The following is a 14,235-nucleotide window of genomic DNA, read 5'->3' as shown; positions in this document are numbered from 1 at the left end:
GGGCGCGGGGCTCAAGTCGTCGGTGGCGCGGGAGGCTCGCGGGTGACGGAGAGGATGTCTCCGACGGGCACCCGGGCGTGCGAGCGGAAGATGGCGAAGTCGTCCCCCTGCTCGGTGACGACGTCGATGACCTGGTCGGTGAACGTGTCTCCGGCGCGGAGCTGGATGGACACGGGGCGGCGCCAGAGGACGGCCTCTTCGAGCACGTCGATGAAGTCGCAGCGGCCTACGTCGTCCTGGCTCATCCGGGCCATGGGGTGCCTGCCTCCTCTCGCCCGGGCTGGGCGTGCCCGGGGAGTGTAACGGCGGGTGGGCGGCGTGGCTCGTTCACGGGTGGGCTGGCGTGCTCCGGGACGGGAGGGGCTGATGAAGCGATGCGGGATGGGCCTGGCTGTCGTGGCGGTGCTGCTGCCCACCGTGGGGTGTGGAGCGGGAAGCCCGGCCCGGCGCGGCACGGGGAGCTATGGATGGGCGACGGACTCGGCGACGGCCGCGTGCAAGCGCAACCCGGCCTACTGCGCCACGGCGACCGGCAGGGAGGTCGCCCCACTGGCGGTCCGGGCCGCGCAGGCCGGGGCCGCGGGCAAAGCGTGGCAGGCGCTCGATGCGTTGGTCCAGAAGGGCCTCGAGGACATCCTGGTCGAGTGCGCACGGTGGGCCGATGCGGAGGTGAATCAGCAGGAGTTCGGAGGACGGCAGCCGACGGCGGCCGAGTGCGAGCAGAAGGTGGGAGGCACGCGGGAGAATCCCGTGACGCGAGGCATGCAGCTGGGCGGCGCGAAACACACGCTGGCCCTCGCGTGTACACGGGAGAAGCTGGGCCGGGCCCACCATGGACGCTTCAGCCTGGAACAGCGCTACCGCCTCCACCCGGAGACACGGCAACTGGAGCGGAGCCTCCATGAGACGGAGCTGCGGATGCTCCGCAACGGAGGCAAGGAACTGGCGGGCTCGGTGGTGCCTGACGTCGTCATCCACACGGGTGACCCACTGCAGGTCCAGAGTGTCTATGACTTCAAGTTTCCCTGCCCTGAAGTCAATCTAGCCAGGTGGCGCCCCTACCCGTCTGGAAGCCCTTTCAGGGATCAGGGGGATGCCTACAAAAAAATCCTCGACGCGGATGCACGCCTCATCTCCCCTGGAAGACCGTCCCGATGATTGAGCGATACCCAAGAATCCGGATCCATTCAGAAGCTGGCAGCGTCCTCGTCCGGGATGGACTCACCATCCGGTTCTTCATGCATCACTCCCACCAAGAGTTCGCACCCACCCTGGTTGCTGCTCTGGACGCGTTCATTCAGGCCGTGGGGCCACAAACCCTTGCATGGTACCCAGACATGGAGGGTGACTGGCGGCGACTGGATGACCGGTGTTGGGAGCACACCAGGAAGGAGTTGCTCGAATCAAGGTCTCCGTACATCACACTGGCCAACAGACCCGATGGAGCAGCCGACTTCCAGTTCGAGTACACGGGCGTATCGCATGACGAGACAGGCCCATTCGATGAACCTGGACGGGCATGCGATGCACGGTTCTGGCTGTCGACGGAATTCCTCGAGCAGCATGGGCCGGGGCATGTGCGCGACCTGGCAATGAAGCTGGGCGCGACCCTGCCATTTCATTCAGGCTACACAAGCCTCTCCATCAATGCGCTTCACCAACTCCTGGGCGTCACCAGGCACGTTCGACGCGTCTGTTTCCGCTATCCGGGTATGGACGTTCTCAATGACTCCGTTTATCGGAGCATCGGCACCCGGGTTCCCGGGGCGTACTGGCTGACGTTCCTGGGGCAGCCGGTGCTGGGGGAGCTGGGCGGCGTGGCGGGGCTACGCTCCCGACTGTCATCACCCGGCACCACAGTGCAGCAGTTGGAGGGAGACCGCGCCGTCGTCACGCTCGGCGAGTGGCCCCAAGCGGGAAACGTGGAAGCGGGAGAAGGCCTGCCCGCGTACCGCGAGCTCGCGCGTGTGCTGGAGCCCTGGCTCTACCACGACACAAGCTCTGTCTATAACCAGGACTTTCCACCCGAGGACAAGCTCCGCTGGGAGCGCCGCTTCCTGGACTGAGCTCCGCTCTCTTGGCATCCCTGCCCCGCCAGGTCAGGGCCTCATGCTCACGGGACCTGGAGGCCTTCGAACGTCACCGATTGCCCGGTGCCCTCGTCCCACAGCTTGAGGGTGTAGCCGCCCGGTCGGAACGCGGCCACATCCTCCAACGCAACTACAACGATTTGAGGCTCGTTGTGTTGAGGCACCCTGTGCGCCACGACGACCTGCGCCCAGGGGGCCAATACGTTCACAAACCGTCCCTGCTCGTCCCGCAGGGAAGCGCCTGTTGGCATCCAGGCTCCCGGATTTGCATGCAACTTCACTCGCAGGGCCTGCCAGTGCTGACGCAGTCGAAGGCTCCAGACCGCCCTGACGGAGACGGGGGCAGAGACGGCCACGCTCAGGTAGGGCAGTTGCCTCGCTTCGACTTCCTCCACCTGCGCGACCGTCGTCGCCCAGGAGGCACCACCGACAGCCGTGGCGCCGGGTACCGGAAGCCGCTCCACCTCCTGCTGAAGCCGCGCCATCGCGGCCTTCAGCGCCTCGACTTCCTGGCGATAGGACTCCGCGGTACGGGGACGGCGATAGAGCTCGACCTGGCGGTCGACCCGGGCGGCATCGACCACCAGCGAGAGCGCGGCCCGCTCCGGAGCTGCGCCATCCGAGAACCGGACCTCCAACCGCAACCGCTCACCCTGCCGGAAGGTGGCGGAGGGAATGAGCACCAGGTGGTCGTCAGACAGCCCCAGTCGCTGGAAGCGCTCACGGCCTTCCAGCACCAGCTCATCGGGGCGAATCGGTGAGTCGAAGAGCACCGTGGTGGAGAGTCCCGGGCCGATATGGACTTCGGGCAGTGACTCCCTCGCGTCCCGCAGCTCGACACGGCGCACGCCGACGGCAACCTGCTGCATGTCGGGCGCAGCGGCGTCAGCAGCAGGCGCCAGCAACAGCATGCAGGTCATCACGATGGCAGGCGACGAGACGGACAAGGCCAGGAGACCTCCAGGAGGGGAAACATCCATACCCCATCGGGTGCGCTGCTCCCGTTACTTCCAGACTCCGAAACGCCTTGCAGTTATCACGGCCGAGTATGGGTCCATCATTGGCTTTTCCGGCGTACTGGAGGGGAGATAAGGAATCCCCATCTCCTCATTCAACCTGGCCCAGGGGTTCACCAGGTTGCCACATATGGGGTAGCGCTTGCCGTCAGGCGTCTCCAGCTCCGTCAGCCACCCATAGAGACGGTCCTTCCCGCGGAAGGCCTGTCCGAGCAGTCGGCTTCCCGCCGGGAAGGGCGTGGGGTTTCTCCCGGTACCCTCGAAGTCATTGTAGGCGAGGACCACCAGGGGCCCCTCTGGCGGCACCGGTGCCGGGGCGCCCCTGTCCAAATGGAGCGTGAGCGAACTCTCGGTTCCCATCGCCTTGCCGACGGTGAAGCCCTGGTCGTTCATCCACTTGACGACCTCCGGCGGGCAATCCTTCTGCGGAGCTTCGGCGTAGATCTTGGGCGCACCTGCACAGGCCAGGCCGACGCAAGCCGCGGCCGCGGCCTTGCTCATGGAACGACTCGCGGAGGGAGTCCTCGGCGGAGGCGGTGCGGCGGCTGCGCGTGCCGAGGGTTCCGATACCGGCGCTGAGGCCAGCAGGCCCGCGTCCTGGGACGATCCCGCGTCCGCGGAGGGCGGCACCGCCGCCAGGGGGGATGCATCAGGGGAACTCGGAGCACGGCTCGTCACAGTGGGACTTCCTTTCTCGGGGGGTGGAGGAACTGGCGCCGCCACGCCCCCCGGTGGTTGAGAGAGACGGGGCAGCCCGAAGGCCACGAAGCCAAGGACCAACAGCACGCCCGCACCGAGCGCCACGGCTGCACGGCGCCCCACCCGCTTCGAGGGCGGCGAGGCCCGCGGGGGAACCACCTCCCCGGCGTCGAGGGGCGGCGGCGAGGTCTCCAGGCCGCTCACGATGGGCGGCTGTGTCTGGGGCTCGTGCTGGGTGGTGGGCGCGGGGTCCGTGGAGGCGGTGGGCTCCGGGGGCTTCAGGGACTCCAGTGGCGCGCGGCCGAGCTCCGGCACCATCCGCACGCGCGGCGTCTCCGCCCCCGGGCCCTGCGAGTCCACCTCGGGAGGCCGGTCCAGCGACACCCGCCACGCGGGCTGGCGCTTCTCCTTGGCCACGTCCCAGAGCGCCTGGAGCAGGGCCTCCGTTCCCGGATAGCGGTCCTCGGGACGCTTCGCCAGGAGCCGCATGGCGACCTCGCCCAGGGCGCGCGGCACCTTCGGGTTCACCACGTGGGGCGCTCGCGGCGCCACCAATTCAATCGCCGGCAACAGCCTGTCGTACGGGAGCTTCGGGTCGAACGCGTAGCCGTCCGTGAGCGCCTCGTACAACAGCGCGCCCAGCGCGTAGAGGTCCCCCGGCACACCCGCGTCGAAGTGCGCGCCGTTCTGCCAGGCGCCCTCACGAAGGAAGGCCACGCACTCGGGCGGCAGCAGGTGGGGCGAGGCCGGCGCCACGCCCACCGTCAGCGTCGTCGCCCCCGGCATCCGCACCGTGCCCAGGTCGATGAGGAATGGCCGCTCGTCCTCACGGCGGATGAGCAGGTTGTCGCCCTTCAAGTCGCGGTGGTGCATTCCACGCCGGTGCAGGTCCGCCACCACGCGCACCACCTCCGTGAACACGGAGAGCAGGTGCGCCGCCGTGGGCTTCACCCGCCAGCGCCACTCGTGGAACGTCTCTCCGTCGATGTAGTCGGTGACGAAGTACAGGTAGCCGTCGGGCGGCTCGGGCCAGCGGTCCACCGCGTGCAACCGGGGGAGGTTCGGGTGCGGTGCGCAGGCCAGCAGCGCGGCCACCTCGTGCGCCAGCCGCCCGTCGACGTCCTCCTCCTCCGCGGCATGCGGCCCGGCCGGACGGAGCGCCATCTTCAGCGAGTAGAACCGCCCGCCCCGCTCCACCTTGAAGACCCGGCCGAAGCCTCCGGCGCCCAGCGACGCCACCACGCGCCAGGGCCCTACCTGGCTGTCCGGGACGAGCTGGTCCGGGTGGAAGGGCGGCGACCTCATGGCCTCGCCTCCACCACCTGCCAGGTCGGCTGCCCTCCCACGGTGGCGCGCGCGCCCGGACGGCCCACGCGCGATGACGTGGCCGTCACCGGCGAGGACAGCACGAGAGGCTCGGTAACCACCCAGGGAGCGGGGCTGAACAAGGGCAACCTCCAGGGTTGACCTTACCCTCTCCCCTGGGTCTGTCACGGATTTTCCCACCCGCGAGGTGGGTGCCCCGCTTCAGTCCGACCCGACGTCCCCCGTCGGTTCCTCCTCCGTGCCGTCCGCCGCGTCCCTCGCAACGGCCCTGGCGACCCGGGCCCAGCGCCCCCGCAGGCGGGACTCGTCGGCGAGCGCCTCGTCCCAGGACGGGCCGTCCGGCAGCAGGCGCGGCGCGTGCTCGAGGACGAGCCGCTCCAGCGCCCGCTCCTCGCAGAGCCGCCGCAATGCCACCGCGTCGAGCCCGCTCGTGGCGAGCCAGGCCTCGCGCCGCTCGGGAGCGACGCCCCGCTCGTCCCACCACGCGGCCTCTTCCGCGGCCACCTCGTCGGCAGTGGCGGTGAGCCCCCACGTGCGAGCCTGGCCGGCGAGCAGCGCCCGCCGCAGGCCCGCCTCCGCCAGCTCCACCGCGTCCGGGGACTCCTTCAGCGCTTCCAGCACCCGACCCGAGGACACCCACCCGCCCCGGACCCGCGTCACGTCGTCCACCAGCCTCCGCCGCCGCACCAGCGACGAGGGCTGCCGCCGCGCTCCCACCGGCGCGGGCGCTCCCGAGGCCACGAACGTCGCCGCGGCCTGGACGCAGGCGATGGCGTCCAGCCGCTTCAGGTCCTCCGCGCCCTTCAGGAACCAGGCATCCCACGCGGCGCGCGTGGACGCGGACCAGTGCGGACGCAGGCGCTCCAGCACCCGGGGCCAGGTGCGCTCCTGGTAGAAGAGCGCCTCCGCCGCCTCCACCAGCGCGGTCGCCGCGTTCCGGGTCAGGACTCTCGCGGCCCTCGCACGCTCCGCCACGTGGCGCACGTTGACCAGCGGCACCGTGAGCGGCCGCCAGCCATGCTCCGCGTCGGCGTGCAGCAGCGCCACCTCGGAGTCGTCCACCACCTCCCCGTCGCGGTACCACGCGAAGATGCGCCCCACGCCCACCATGCCGTGTGACGCCAGCTCCGCCGCGCGCAGGGCGCCCATGCTGGCTCCGCCGAAGACGGCCACCCCCGCCTCCAGCGCCGCGAGCAGTTCGTGGTGCCACACCGAGGGCTGCGCCTCGAAGACGCCGTCCACCAGGGCGATGGCCCGGGGCCGGAGACTCAGCGCCCGCCACACGTCCCCCTGCCTCGCGGGAGGCAGCACCGTGCAGGGCGCCAGCCGCCGTGCCTCCTCCTCCGGCAGCGAGGGGCCCAGGAAGACCACCAGCTCGTCCGCCCGCCGCTTCATAGGAGCTCCGAGATGTTCATGCCCGGCACCACCACCCGTCGCACGTGCAGGTCGGGCACCGGCGAGTCCAGCTCCACCGCGGCCACCCGCGTGAAGCCCGCCGCCTTCAGCCGCTCCAGCACCTTGCGCACCCTTCTCACCGCCGCCCCCTTCGCGTGCGCGCCCAGGTCGGGCATGTCCCCCGCCCTCCGCTTCGGACGCACCGACGCGCAGGCCTCCGCGAAGCCTCGCGCCGCCTCGGGGTCCGCCGCGGCCACGTCCTCTCGCGCGCCGTGGATGTCCGTCAGCCGGGACTGCGCCGCCTCCAGCAGCGCCTTCAGCAGCGCCTCGTCCCGCCCCAGCGCGCAGGCGTAGCCCGCGGTGAGCGGCACCGGGCCTTCCTCCAGGTCCACCAGCACCGCCGCGCCCACCGGCAGGCCCACCGCGCCCGGCGTTCGCGACGAGGGCGTGGCGTCGAAGAGGTACACGCCAAAGCCCCGCTCCCGCAGCGTCTCCGCCAGCTCCGCCGTGCGGGGCGCCGCCTGCTGGAGCTCCGTCGGCCGCAGCAGACGCCGGTGCACGGCCTCCTCCGTCCACCCTTCCGGGAGCGCCCGCGCGAGCTGATCCCTCTCGGTGGCCTCCAGCAGCGCATGGAGCAGCGCCAGGCCCGCGTCCGGATGCGCCCCGGAGCCGTTGCTCGTCCAGGCCGCCGCCACCGGGCCCAGCGAGGGACTTCCCGGCGGCGGGACGTGGAGGCCCTGCGCGGGCACCCAGACGGGCCGCCCCGAGTGCAGCTCCAGGGCCTCGCGCCAGGCGCAGCGCACGGTGTCTCCCCACAGGCGTGGGTCCACCAGAGCTCCCGCGGAGCCCAGGGCCTCCGCGCTCCACAGGACACCGAGCCGGCCGTCCAGCTCCTCCCGGGAGCCCCACACCAGCCGCTCCGGGAGCACCGTCTCCGCGGCCCACAGCTCCGCTGTCTCCAGCAGCGCGCCCCTGGAGGCTTCGGCGTACGTCAGGCCCTTGCCGTTGCACACCTGCAGGACGTGGCCGCCGGGCCGTACCGCGCACGCCACCTCCACCCCCGTCCGGTCCAGGCCCGTGACACGCGCCACCCGCGTCACCCCCATGGCCCGGGCCAGCCGACGGGAGAACTCCTGCGAGGAAAAGACGTCCCTGGTAGGCCGCACGGGCGCGGACCCTAGCCTGAAACCCGCGCCCGGTCGTTAGCGGTCCGGTGCGGCACTCCGGGCCGGGCGCGAGGCTTGCCAGAGCCGCCAGCTCGCGCGTCCTGGTTGCAGCAGCGCCTTGCTCGAAGTGCTGGCTCCTTCATACCACTGGCTTCCGCCACGAGCGGGACAGGTGCGGGGCGTCGCTCTCACGGGCGAAGCGGCGCGCCAGCTCGCCCGGACCGGCGCGGCCCTGCCCGAGGAGGAACGTGAGCTCCGCCGGCAGCAGGGCCTTGATGGTGACGAGCAGCACGTCTCCCGCGGGCGTGGGGAAGCGCCTGGGCAGCGTGCTCGACTCCAGCCCCAGCAGCACCGCCACGCGGCCGTCCTTCGTGACGAGCGGCTCGGGCATGGCCTCTCCGGAGACCTCCATCGTCATGAGCCCCCGGTGCAGCCACGTGCGCACGTTCTCGTGCTCCGCCACCTCGTCGGTCACCTCGCGCAACAGGCGGAGCTGCCAGCTGCCGCGTGCCTCGGGCATCGGCTCGTTCGTCTCGATGGCGAGCTCGAGGCCGAAGCCCGGGGAGAGCTCGTCACGGTCGATGAACGGGTCCGAGAGGCCGTCGGTGACCAGCAGCGTGCTCCCCGACTCCCGGTGGATGACCCGCCACGCCTGGCGATGGCCCGGCCAGTATGGGCCGCTCGGGATGATGGGGATGATGGCTGATTCCTCCAGCCGGCCCATTGAGTTCCAGGCCGCGTCACGCACCGTGTCCAGTTGCCGCAGACGGGCAAGGTGCCGCTGTTCGGCCGCGGTGTCCTCGCTCTCGGCCGGTGCGGGGCCAGTCACGTCTTCTAACTTCAGGCCCGTGACGCCCGCGCGCTCCAGTGCGTCCTTGATGTCTTCGGAGACGATGAGCGCGACAGGCCATCCCCAGGGGCGGAACACCCTCGCATCGCCCGCCTTCTCGGGGTCGATGCGCAGGCCGACCACGGACCGATACTCTCCGACCAACTCGGGCTCCTCATCCTCCTGGGTCCAGAGCTGCACTTCCTTGCAGGCCGCATCGTCGATGCACTTCACGACACGGAGCACGTTGAGGATGAAGTACTTCTCGCTCCTGGACTCGACAGCAACCGGGATGAGCTGAACCTGCTCTGGAGCCAGCTCGGCAAATACGCTGGCGGCCTTCTCGTCGATGATGGGAACCGCTGCTCCGGCCACCGAGAACCCCAACGCCTGCCCCTGAATGGTGACGGGAATCCTGATGGGCCCTTCCAAGGCAGCACGCTCTCCGCTCCTGAAGAGCCAGGTCCAGAGTTTCTGGCCGCGCTCGTCGAGCGGCACTCCCAACTCCCATCGCCCTGGGAAGTAGACATCGTCCGACAGGTCGAAATACCGCTTCGGCATGCGTCGACTCCTGTGCATTCACTGCCGGGTGACACGCCACCCTCGCGTCACTCGCTCCGGGTGACAAGCTCGTTGAGGCGAGACCCCTGCGAGGAGATTTCCCGCGCCAGTCTCATCAACTCGGCCGTGAGTGCCTTCCGGCAGTGTTCGAGGGTACGGCACCTCGCCGTCACACGGTCCAACCGGTTGAAGACCTCCTCATGGTACTCTCGGGGATGAGGTCCCTTGTGTCCTGGAACGTGGACCCGGTTCGCGGCGTCATCCAGTGACATGCCGGCGCGGTCGAAGATTTCCTGGAACCGGGGCGTCCACGGGCCGCCTCGCACATCCGATTCCGAGTTCTTGTTCGTGGCGATGTGGTGCTCCGGTCCTCCCGCCGCCACCACCGCCGCCGAGGCTCCACCCGCTCCCTGCGCCGTCATGGCCACCGCGCCCGGCGCCAGCGCAATGGTCACCTCACCCGTTGCGGATATCACCACCGCTTCCACCCGCGCCGCCGCGCCCAGCCGGATTCCCCCCTGCGCAGCAGCCACCAGCGCCGCCTGTCCAGAGCCCGGCAGCGTCGCGACTCTCGCCGCCATCAACTCCGCCGTGCCCCCCATTGCCGCCATCGCCAGCATGACGAACGCTCTCGCCGCGTTCTTCCCCATCACCTCCCCGTACTTCTCTCCCGCCCTCCGCAGCTCGTCGAACGTGGTGGCCTCCTTCACCTCCGCCGCCAACACCCTCCAGCCCCGCACCAAGCTCCACACCGTGTCCCAGCCCAGGTAGCCGATGAGCGCCACCGTCAGCGTCGCGGCGATGCCCTTCGAGAGTAGCGGCTCCGGCACCAGCCACAGCCCCAGGTAGAAAGCCCCCGTCGTGACCAGCATCGTCACCACCGCCTCCCGGTCCGTCAGCTCCTCCAGCGCCTCGGCCGTCTCGTCCCATACCGCGTCCAGCCCCAGCCGGAAGGCCAGCGTGCGCCGGCCCTCTTCGTCCAGCGTGACTCCCTCGTCCAACAGGTACAGGCAGTCCTCCGCCTGCTGCCTTCGCTGACACCACCGTCCATAGGCGCGCTCCAGCTCCGTGCCCTCCTCGGCCGGCTCCGACAGGCTCAGCCGGCCGCGCCCGGGCTCCTCCACCGAGACGAGCCCCAGCCGCCCTCGCACCCGCACGTCCGCACCAGCGCCGGGCCTCGCGAACAACCCCAGCGCCACGTCACGCGGCCTCGCGCCCACCGGCACCGTGCCTGCCATCCGCCGCACCGCGTCTTCGAAGTCAGCTTCCTCCAGCACCCCGGGCTTCACGTCCGTGCGCGATACATGGGCGCGCGGCGGCCCCTCGCCCGTGTCCAGGTGCACCACGCGAGCCGTCGCGCAGCCGGTGCCCAGCAGCGCCAGCAACAGCACCGTCCATCCCCGCTTCAGGGGCATGCACTCCTCCCGAGCCCCCTGCGGGGCAGGCGGCGCAATATCCGCCAGGCCCGTCAGCACACGCCAGAACCACCGCTACCGGACAGAGCGACCAGGGCAGCTGCCTCCCCTCCAAAACATGGTAGGGGTGAGGTGACCCCGGCCCACCAGGAAGGGACCCACCGGAATGCCTGCCGTCGGAGACTCCGCGCCGGACTTCACCGCCACCGACTGTCATGGCGCGAGCCTGCGCCTGTCCTCCCTGCGCGGCCGGCGCGTGGTCCTCTTCTTCTTCCCCAAGGCCTTCACCGTCGGCTGCACCATCGAAAACCGCGCGTTCCGCGACAACCACCAGCTCATCAAGTCGCTGGGCGCGGAGCTCGTCGGCGTGTCCGTGGACACACAGCGCATGCAGTGCGAGTTCGCCGAGAAGGAGGACATCCGCTTCTCCCTGCTCGGCGACGAGAGCCGGGACATCAGCCGCGCCTACGACGTCCTCTGGCCCGTGCTCAACGTGGACCGGCGCGTCACCTTCATCGTCAGCGCCGACGGCCGCATCGAGCACATCATCCGTCACGAGGTGCGCGTGTACCGGCACCTGGACGACGTGCTCCGCTACCTGCGCGCCAACCCGCCTCCAGGCACGGCGTCTCCAGGCTGAGCGCCAGGGCGCGGCCGCTCACTCCCAGGCGAAGTGGTACTCGCAGTGCGCCGCGCCCCGGGCCCGGCACAGCGGGTGCGACGTGGTGACGGAGCGCCCGCCCGACAGCTCGATGGCCCGCTCGTGCCAGCCGATGATGGTCAGGCAGTCCGACTCCGTGACGTTCTCCGCGCCAAACGTGCGCAGCACCGCGCCCTTGTCGCCCGCCCGCTCGTAGGTGCGCGAGCCCACCGCGTAATAGAAGCGGTAGATTTGCGGCGCCTGGCTCAGCAGGAACTGCGGGTCGCCGGGCCGTACGAAGACGTGCTGCGCCCCGTGGAGAGCCTCCTCCGCCGACGCCCGGCCCATGTCGAGGAAGGCCCTGTGCTTGTCCTCCGGCGACATCACCTCCGCGATGGCCGAATCCAGCCGCAGGTTCAGCTCCATCGGGTACCAGGCGATGGGAAGAATCATCTTCCGCAACACCGCCTGGTCCTCGGGAGGAAGCCGCCGCAGCACCTCGTCCACCCGAACCTGCCCGCCATGGTGGCGCAGCATGTTCAGCCGGGAGATGAGCACCCCACCCTTGATTCGAGAGCTAGAGCCTTCCGTCACCATGCCCCGTCCCTAGGTTGCGACCAACGAGCCATTCTGGCAGCGCCCAGACGGCCTCGGCAACCGGGCCCGTCGCTCTCGCATGTATCAACATGCTGGATTTCATGCACTATCCGCAAAACACGGCACGAAGGAGGGCCGAAAATAACCTTCCTCGCGCCCGGGGGTTGGAGGGGTGTGAGCGTGGGTGACACAGGCGGACGGGTGGTGGCGATGCCCTCGCGCCCGGGGCGGCCAGGGCTGGAGCGGGCCTCGGACGAGACGCTGTGCCGCGCCTTCCTGGACGGAGAGCCGGCGGCCTTCGAGGTGTTGGTGAAGCGACACCGCGCGCTCGTCTTCGCGCTGGTGCGGCGCTACGTGTCCCGCCCCGAGGACGCGGCGGACCTGGCGCAGGCCGCCTTCCTGCGCGCGCTGGAGGCGTCCCGCCGCGTCTTCTCGCGCTTCACGGCCTCGGGGCCCGCGCCCTTCCGCGCCTGGCTGGTGCGCATCGCCCTCAATCTGGCGAAGAACCATGCCCGCCAGGGACAGCGGTGGCGGCCCATGCTGGTGGAGTCCGCGGCGGAGCCCGTGGCGGCGGACCCGGCGGAGTCGGCCCAGGAGGGAATGGAGCGGGCCGAGCGCGAGCGCCAGGTGCGCGCCGCCGTGCTGGCCCTGCCCCGGCGCCAGCGCGAGGTGCTGACGCTGCGGGTGGACGGCGGGCTGTCCTTCCGGGACATCGCCCTGACGCTGCGAATCACGGAGAACAACGCGAAGGTGCAGTTCCACCACGCGGTGAAGCGATTGAAGGCGCAGGTGGGCGCGAATGAGGAGACGAGCTGATGGCCGCGTGCCCTGAGTACGAGGTGCTGCTGGACGTGTTCGCCGCGGGAGCCCTGGAGACCGAGGAGGCCGCCCGGGTCCACGCGCACGTGAAGTCGTGCGACGGGTGCCGCGAGGCCATCGCCGAGACGGTGGGCGTGCTGGGGATGGTGGAGCTGCCGCCCCTCACCCCGGAGGAGAAGGCCACCGTGCAGGAATTGCCCCAGCGCACGCTGGCGGCCTGGCGGCGCAACGAGCAGCACCGGGGCCTGCGGAGGCGGACGCTCTACTCGCTGGTGGCCGCGGCGGCGGTGGTGGCGCTGATGCTGCTGGTGCCGGGCCTCATCCGCAACCCGGGCGAGGGCGGCGGTACCGTGACGGCGCCGGTGACGTCCGAGGCCGACTCGCCGACGGGGGACGAGGTGGACGCGGAGACCATGGCCGCCATCGAGGCGTGGGCGGGGCTGGAGCCGCTCGACGAGGACGTGGACGCGCTGGAGGATGGCGACGCGCTGGACGAGGACCTGGACTTCGAGCTGGGAGAGACACTGTGAGGACGATGAAGCGGACGCGGATGGCGGTGCTGGCGCTGGCGTTGCTGCCCTGGGTCGCCATGGCGGAGCCCGCGCGGGAGCCGCGCAGGGAGGCTCGCGACGCGGAGCGCATGGAGCGCATGGAGAAGCGCCAGCGGCTGCGGCAGGTGCTGGAGCTGTCCGACGCGCTGGAGCTGGACAACGCCCAGGCCCTGAAGATGGAGCAGACGCTCCAGAGCTTCGACGCGCGACGCCGCCCCCTGCGCGAGCAGGTGCGCGACGCCGCCCGCGTCCTCCACCAGGCGGCCCAGGGTGACAGCGCGGCCCTGCCCCAGGTGGACGGAGCGGCCCAGCGCGCCTTCGAGGCACGGGAGCGCATCGCCGCGCTCGACCGGGAGCTGTACCAGGCGCTCGCGAAGGACCTGCCGCCCGCGAAGCGCGCTCAGCTGGCGCTCACCCTGGCTCGTACTGAAGGGAGGGCAAAGCTCAAATGGAAGAAGCACAGGCTGCCGGAGCTGCCCCCCGTCGAGTGAATCCGGCGGCGACCCGGTAGACTCCGCGAGCGCCACACCCCTCCTTCGGAGACGCCCATGCGCCTGCCCGCCCGCTTCGCTCCTCCGCTCCTGGCCCTGATGCTCGCCGCCTGTACGAGCATCGACGTGAGCACCCAGCATGACGGCAGTGCCGCGCGGGCCGTGAGCGGCTACCGCACCTATGCGTGGATGCCCCGCGCGTCCGGAGGGTCGCCCGCCCAGGGCGGGGAGACGGGCTCGCACGTCGAGAAGTCGGTGGACGGATTCCTCACCGCCCGTGGCTACAAGCGCGTGGAGGCCAGCGCCTCGCCGGACTTCCTCATCAAGTGGAGCGGCGCCATCCGCGACCTGCAGGCCCGCGAAGTGGTGGATAACGCCCCCGCTCCCGTGGGGCCCATGCAGAGTCCCTATGACACCCCCAACCCGCGTCCCCAACCCCGGACGTACCTCCGCGAGTTCTCGAAGGGCGAGCTCGACCTCGACATCGTGGATGCCAGCACGAAGAAGCTCGTGTGGCGCGGCACCGCCAAGGGGAACCTGGACAAGAAGTCCACGCCCGCGGAGGAGCAGGAGTGGCTGAACCAGGCCATCACCCAGCTCCTCTCGGACTTCTCGCCCCAGCCCGCGAAGAACTGACGCC

Annotated in this window: 16 protein-coding genes; 7 read left to right on the top strand and 9 right to left on the bottom strand. The window is 70.6% G+C overall.

Features of this window, described 5'->3' with window-relative positions; all coding sequences use genetic code 11:
* Positions 1 to 11: 11 nt before the first annotated feature.
* Positions 12 to 254, bottom strand: coding sequence for a hypothetical protein (locus G4D85_RS21530; RefSeq protein ID WP_164014854.1), 243 nt, complete (start codon positions 252 to 254; stop codon positions 12 to 14).
* A gap of 112 nt (positions 255 to 366) precedes the next feature.
* On the opposite strand from G4D85_RS21530, the gene G4D85_RS21525 reads away from it, so the two are divergent.
* Together G4D85_RS21525 and G4D85_RS21520 are read left to right on the top strand one after the other, a co-directional pair.
* Positions 367 to 1,158: a hypothetical protein gene (locus G4D85_RS21525; RefSeq protein WP_164014852.1), complete on the top strand. Its 792-nt coding sequence runs from the start codon at positions 367 to 369 to the stop codon at positions 1,156 to 1,158.
* A complete protein-coding gene (locus G4D85_RS21520; protein WP_164014850.1) occupies positions 1,155 to 2,066 on the top strand; it encodes a type VI immunity family protein in 912 nt (303 codons plus the stop codon). Before G4D85_RS21525 ends, G4D85_RS21520 begins: the two co-directional genes overlap by 4 nt.
* Positions 2,067 to 2,113: 47 nt before the next feature.
* Here G4D85_RS21520 and G4D85_RS21515 read toward each other — a convergent pair whose 3' ends face one another.
* The 7 genes from G4D85_RS21515 to G4D85_RS21485 all read right to left on the bottom strand — a co-directional run bounded on the left by G4D85_RS21515 (position 2,114) and on the right by G4D85_RS21485 (position 10,497).
* Positions 2,114 to 3,037, bottom strand: coding sequence for a DUF2381 family protein (locus G4D85_RS21515; protein WP_164014848.1), 924 nt, complete (start codon positions 3,035 to 3,037; stop codon positions 2,114 to 2,116).
* Between the two features lie 57 nt (positions 3,038 to 3,094).
* Positions 3,095 to 5,110, bottom strand: coding sequence for a serine/threonine protein kinase (locus tag G4D85_RS21510; protein ID WP_164014846.1), 2,016 nt, complete (start codon positions 5,108 to 5,110; stop codon positions 3,095 to 3,097).
* Positions 5,107 to 5,253: a hypothetical protein gene (locus G4D85_RS21505; RefSeq protein WP_164014844.1), complete on the bottom strand. Its 147-nt coding sequence runs from the start codon at positions 5,251 to 5,253 to the stop codon at positions 5,107 to 5,109. The genes G4D85_RS21510 and G4D85_RS21505 overlap by 4 nt, the downstream gene beginning before the upstream one ends.
* A gap of 79 nt (positions 5,254 to 5,332) precedes the next feature.
* Positions 5,333 to 6,526 (bottom strand): TfuA-like protein, encoded by a 1,194-nt coding sequence (locus G4D85_RS21500; RefSeq protein WP_164014842.1) that lies wholly within the window; start codon positions 6,524 to 6,526, stop codon positions 5,333 to 5,335.
* Positions 6,523 to 7,692 (bottom strand): YcaO-like family protein, encoded by a 1,170-nt coding sequence (locus G4D85_RS21495; RefSeq protein WP_164014840.1) that lies wholly within the window; start codon positions 7,690 to 7,692, stop codon positions 6,523 to 6,525. Before G4D85_RS21495 ends, G4D85_RS21500 begins: the two co-directional genes overlap by 4 nt.
* 139 nt (positions 7,693 to 7,831) lie before the next feature.
* Entirely contained in the window at positions 7,832 to 9,082 is a 1,251-nt protein-coding gene (locus G4D85_RS21490; RefSeq protein WP_164014838.1) for an imm11 family protein, read from the bottom strand.
* Positions 9,083 to 9,129: 47 nt separating this feature from the next.
* A complete protein-coding gene (locus G4D85_RS21485) occupies positions 9,130 to 10,497 on the bottom strand; it encodes an AHH domain-containing protein (protein WP_164014836.1) in 1,368 nt (455 codons plus the stop codon).
* Positions 10,498 to 10,663: 166 nt separating this feature from the next.
* Here G4D85_RS21485 and G4D85_RS21480 point away from each other — a divergent pair, with 166 nt between their 5' ends.
* Positions 10,664 to 11,137, top strand: a complete 474-nt coding sequence (locus G4D85_RS21480) for a peroxiredoxin (protein ID WP_164014834.1) — start codon at positions 10,664 to 10,666, stop codon at positions 11,135 to 11,137.
* A gap of 18 nt (positions 11,138 to 11,155) precedes the next feature.
* Here the strand turns inward: G4D85_RS21480 and G4D85_RS21475 are convergent, their stop codons facing one another.
* Positions 11,156 to 11,734: a TIGR02265 family protein gene (locus tag G4D85_RS21475; RefSeq protein ID WP_164014832.1), complete on the bottom strand. Its 579-nt coding sequence runs from the start codon at positions 11,732 to 11,734 to the stop codon at positions 11,156 to 11,158.
* A gap of 174 nt (positions 11,735 to 11,908) precedes the next feature.
* Between G4D85_RS21475 and G4D85_RS21470 the strand changes: the two genes are divergently transcribed.
* The 4 genes from G4D85_RS21470 to G4D85_RS21455 are packed head-to-tail and all read left to right on the top strand — an operon-like array spanning position 11,909 to position 14,231.
* The gene (locus tag G4D85_RS21470; RefSeq protein WP_164014830.1) at positions 11,909 to 12,550 is read left to right on the top strand and encodes an RNA polymerase sigma factor; all 642 of its coding nucleotides are present in this window, start codon (positions 11,909 to 11,911) and stop codon (positions 12,548 to 12,550) included.
* Positions 12,550 to 13,083, top strand: a complete 534-nt coding sequence (locus G4D85_RS21465) for a zf-HC2 domain-containing protein (protein ID WP_164014828.1) — start codon at positions 12,550 to 12,552, stop codon at positions 13,081 to 13,083. The genes G4D85_RS21470 and G4D85_RS21465 overlap by 1 nt, the downstream gene beginning before the upstream one ends.
* Entirely contained in the window at positions 13,080 to 13,595 is a 516-nt protein-coding gene (locus tag G4D85_RS21460) for a hypothetical protein (RefSeq protein WP_164014826.1), read from the top strand. The genes G4D85_RS21465 and G4D85_RS21460 overlap by 4 nt, the downstream gene beginning before the upstream one ends.
* Positions 13,596 to 13,652: 57 nt before the next feature.
* The gene (locus tag G4D85_RS21455) at positions 13,653 to 14,231 is read left to right on the top strand and encodes a DUF4136 domain-containing protein (protein ID WP_164014824.1); all 579 of its coding nucleotides are present in this window, start codon (positions 13,653 to 13,655) and stop codon (positions 14,229 to 14,231) included.
* Positions 14,232 to 14,235: the final 4 nt, after the last annotated feature.

The sequence above is a fragment of the Pyxidicoccus trucidator genome, from assembly GCF_010894435.1.
In the GTDB taxonomy this organism is placed as follows: domain Bacteria; phylum Myxococcota; class Myxococcia; order Myxococcales; family Myxococcaceae; genus Myxococcus; species Myxococcus trucidator.
This window is presented reverse-complemented; position numbering and strand designations above follow the sequence as displayed.

Coding starts and splice junctions, on each gene's coding strand:
- G4D85_RS21530 (WP_164014854.1), bottom strand. CDS start 254: ATGGCCCGGATGAGCCAGGACGACGTAGGCCGCTGCGACTTCATCGAC.
- G4D85_RS21525 (WP_164014852.1), top strand. CDS start 367: ATGAAGCGATGCGGGATGGGCCTGGCTGTCGTGGCGGTGCTGCTGCCC.
- G4D85_RS21520 (WP_164014850.1), top strand. CDS start 1,155: ATGATTGAGCGATACCCAAGAATCCGGATCCATTCAGAAGCTGGCAGC.
- G4D85_RS21510 (WP_164014846.1), bottom strand. CDS start 5,110: ATGAGGTCGCCGCCCTTCCACCCGGACCAGCTCGTCCCGGACAGCCAG.
- G4D85_RS21500 (WP_164014842.1), bottom strand. CDS start 6,526: ATGAAGCGGCGGGCGGACGAGCTGGTGGTCTTCCTGGGCCCCTCGCTG.
- G4D85_RS21490 (WP_164014838.1), bottom strand. CDS start 9,082: ATGCCGAAGCGGTATTTCGACCTGTCGGACGATGTCTACTTCCCAGGG.
- G4D85_RS21485 (WP_164014836.1), bottom strand. CDS start 10,497: ATGCCCCTGAAGCGGGGATGGACGGTGCTGTTGCTGGCGCTGCTGGGC.
- G4D85_RS21480 (WP_164014834.1), top strand. CDS start 10,664: ATGCCTGCCGTCGGAGACTCCGCGCCGGACTTCACCGCCACCGACTGT.
- G4D85_RS21475 (WP_164014832.1), bottom strand. CDS start 11,734: ATGGTGACGGAAGGCTCTAGCTCTCGAATCAAGGGTGGGGTGCTCATC.
- G4D85_RS21465 (WP_164014828.1), top strand. CDS start 12,550: ATGGCCGCGTGCCCTGAGTACGAGGTGCTGCTGGACGTGTTCGCCGCG.
- G4D85_RS21455 (WP_164014824.1), top strand. CDS start 13,653: ATGCGCCTGCCCGCCCGCTTCGCTCCTCCGCTCCTGGCCCTGATGCTC.